This window comes from Robiginitalea sp., assembly GCF_049588695.1.
Taxonomy (GTDB): Bacteria; Bacteroidota; Bacteroidia; order Flavobacteriales; family Flavobacteriaceae; genus Robiginitalea.
In genome coordinates this window covers 1-2,782 of record NZ_JBAVZJ010000647.1, presented here as the reverse complement: position 1 = coordinate 2,782, position 2,782 = coordinate 1, and the positions used below count along the sequence as shown (strand labels likewise).

The following is a 2,782-nucleotide window of genomic DNA, read 5'->3' as shown; positions in this document are numbered from 1 at the left end:
ATCAAATTCTGGACGAGCTCTCAGAAAGGCTTCCGGATTTCCTGCACTACCATTGTCTGAACCATACTATAGATGTGGCTAATGTCTGCAATTTTTATATTGATTATTATTTACTCTCCGATCGTGTTGCCAATCTGATACGCATAGCTGCAGTCGCACATGACTATGGATACATCTTCGATCCGAAGGAACACGAGGAGCGCAGTATTGTTGAGGTTCGTCCCATGCTAACCGGGTATTCCGACAAAGAGATTGCCGTAATCGATGGGATGATCCGGGCAACCAAAGTCCCCCAAAAACCTCATAATTTATATGAGCAAATACTTTCAGATGCCGATCTTGACTATCTTGGGCGGGAAGACTATCCTCAGTTGAGCGAGGCCCTGTATGAGGAATTCCTGTATTTCGGAGTAGTAGAGAACCAAACGGACTGGCTGGATCTTCAGATCCGGTTTCTGGAGAGTCATCAATTTCACACGGATTGGGCCAAAAACAACCGCGCAGAAAACAAACAAAAAGTTATCGATGGTCTGAAGGCCAGGGTCGCTGCATCCGAACGGTCTGCCAGGAAAGCCTCCTAAAGGATAAATACACTGACGACAATTGTCACTACCGCAACAAACATGGGGATAAAACTATAGGCCAGGTTCCTCACGGATTTGTTAACATTCATTAATTTTTGGGAGACGATCAGGGAATTCACATAAATTTGTTGTCCCAAATGGCTGTATAATTCATCTTGCTTTCCCAACAGATTGTGGAATTTTTTGGTAAAGGAATGGATATCCCCGTATTGAGTGATTATATCGTGGAAAAAGAACATGTTCTTGTCGAAGTCGGTTTTGATTTGGGGTAAAAAGCACCTGAAAGCAAAATAAATGGAGCGGCCCACAAAAAAGAAATAAATCACAACTACGATAATCAGGAAAATACTGGGCTTAAAATTGGTCTGCATATTGGCGGCCATCTCAAAGATTACCCCCAAAACCAACCCATAAAAAGACATAATAAGGCCGGCCTTAATCTCTGAAGTCCGGTTGAGTTCGTAGATATACCGAATAGACTCCCAATAAACGATCAGTTTTTCTTCAGGGGTCAGCTTACCGGCTCCGGTTTTTGGCATAATTCAGGATTGATTCTGTCTAAAGATACTAAATTATCATATGGGTCTGCAACCTGAAGTATGGCCGTGAATGGACTCCGATTCAACGATTTAAGATGGCGGGTTTTTGCGGTTTATCAGTACATTTTTGCATTTCATCCCTAATTACCTGATAATTAAATATTTCTCCACATTGGCATCACAATATTTTGTATATTCGTTCAACTTTTTGGACAGGTCTTAAATAACCGACTTTTAGACAAAAAGTGACTTCCCCAAGTCTTCTTTCCTGGATTCAACACGTTTGGGCTTTTGCTATGGCCTAAACAATCAACTTATGAGAACACAACTACCCCTAAGTGCAGGGCAGAATTCATTTTCTGGCCTGATATTTTCGTTCTTTTTACTGTTTTCCCTATCGCTTTCCGCCCAGGATTTCGTTACTGTATCCCCTGGGGACTGGAGTGCCTCTTCCACCTGGGAGGGGGGTGTAGTGCCGGACTATGACATTCGAAACGCTACGGTTGAGATCAATCACGATATAGTCAATAACAGCGGAACAAACATTGTCCTCAGAAACAGGGGTGTATTGCTCGTCAACGGGGCGACCCTGGATAACCAAAGCAACCTGAATGTGAGTAAAGGGGGTCGCCTTGAGGCTACCAACGCAGAAGTGATCATCGGCCCGGGTATCCTCAATAATGATGGTACAATAGTCGTCACCAGGAGTCAATTCTTTAAAGATGGTAATGTAATTAACAATGGGGTCATCGAATTGCAAAACGGATGTTTTACGCTGCAGTCCGGGAATTACAATAATAATGACACCACGAGTGGAGTAGGCGGCCTGACGGTTTTGGGTGGAAACGCCAAGAATAGTGGGACCTTTAGTCCAGGTATCCTGTATTTCACAGCTTCCGGGACAGATGGTCTTCCGGGAACGCAAAGTACCCCCGAACAAGTTGCCGCAATTTGTGCGCCTTGTGAAGCAGGGGAAACTGCGCCAAGTATTGATGCCAATGCATCCACCGCTTTTTGCGAGGACGACACCATTCCTTCCCTGGATTCTTTTGTAAGTAGCACAGCCCCTTTAGGAGCCCCCCTAACATGGAGTACCAATTCGGACCCATTCGTTTTAGGAGATCACGTTACCGGAGATCAAATTCCAGTGGCAGGCACAAATTACTACGGATTCTATTTTGATTCGACGAATAATTGTGCAAGCCCTACAGTTACTCTGAATATATCAGTTAACCCATTGCCTGTTGTTACGGTTGAGGATCAGGTAACCTGTGCTTTTGGCACGGGTGAAAATAATGATGGGAATGCGACCTTTACCGCAGACGTCTCGGATACGGCAGGGACATATAGCTACCAGTGGTACGCCAATGATGTCGCGATTAATGGCGCAACAGGTAGCACATATACCGTTAGTGCAGCCACCACAGAGGCTAATAATGGAAGTGTGTATAAGGTTGTGGTCACGAATACATCTACCGGCTGTGTCTCTGAAGGCACCGGTTCCCTTACGGTCAATAACTGCGATATCGAATACGCCTATGATTTTGAGTTTAAAACCCCGGGAAAACTTAGCCCGGCGTTATTGGCGCTTGCGCGCACTTATTTTGATTTCGATCAGGCGGGAGAGCAGGTCAATATTTACGATCCATTAATTTATAC

General features: G+C 44.6%; 2 protein-coding genes and 1 pseudogene. 2 read left to right on the top strand and 1 reads right to left on the bottom strand.

All coding sequences use genetic code 11. From position 1 onward, the window contains the following. The coding region (locus WBV75_RS14755; RefSeq protein ID WP_424121342.1) for a hypothetical protein at window positions 1-581 on the top strand (581 nt) is incomplete at its 5' end. Here the strand turns inward: WBV75_RS14755 and WBV75_RS14750 are convergent. Beyond that, on the bottom strand, window positions 578-1,123 hold the full coding sequence (locus WBV75_RS14750; protein WP_424121341.1) for a Pycsar system effector family protein: 546 nt from the start codon (window positions 1,121-1,123) through the stop codon (window positions 578-580). The genes WBV75_RS14755 and WBV75_RS14750 overlap by 4 nt on opposite strands. 316 nt (window positions 1,124-1,439) lie before the next feature. Here WBV75_RS14750 and WBV75_RS14745 point away from each other — a divergent pair. Continuing rightward, window positions 1,440-2,782: pseudogene (locus tag WBV75_RS14745) on the top strand (hypothetical protein); the annotation flags it as partial.

Coding starts and splice junctions, on each gene's coding strand:
- WBV75_RS14750 (WP_424121341.1), bottom strand. CDS start 1,123: ATGCCAAAAACCGGAGCCGGTAAGCTGACCCCTGAAGAAAAACTGATC.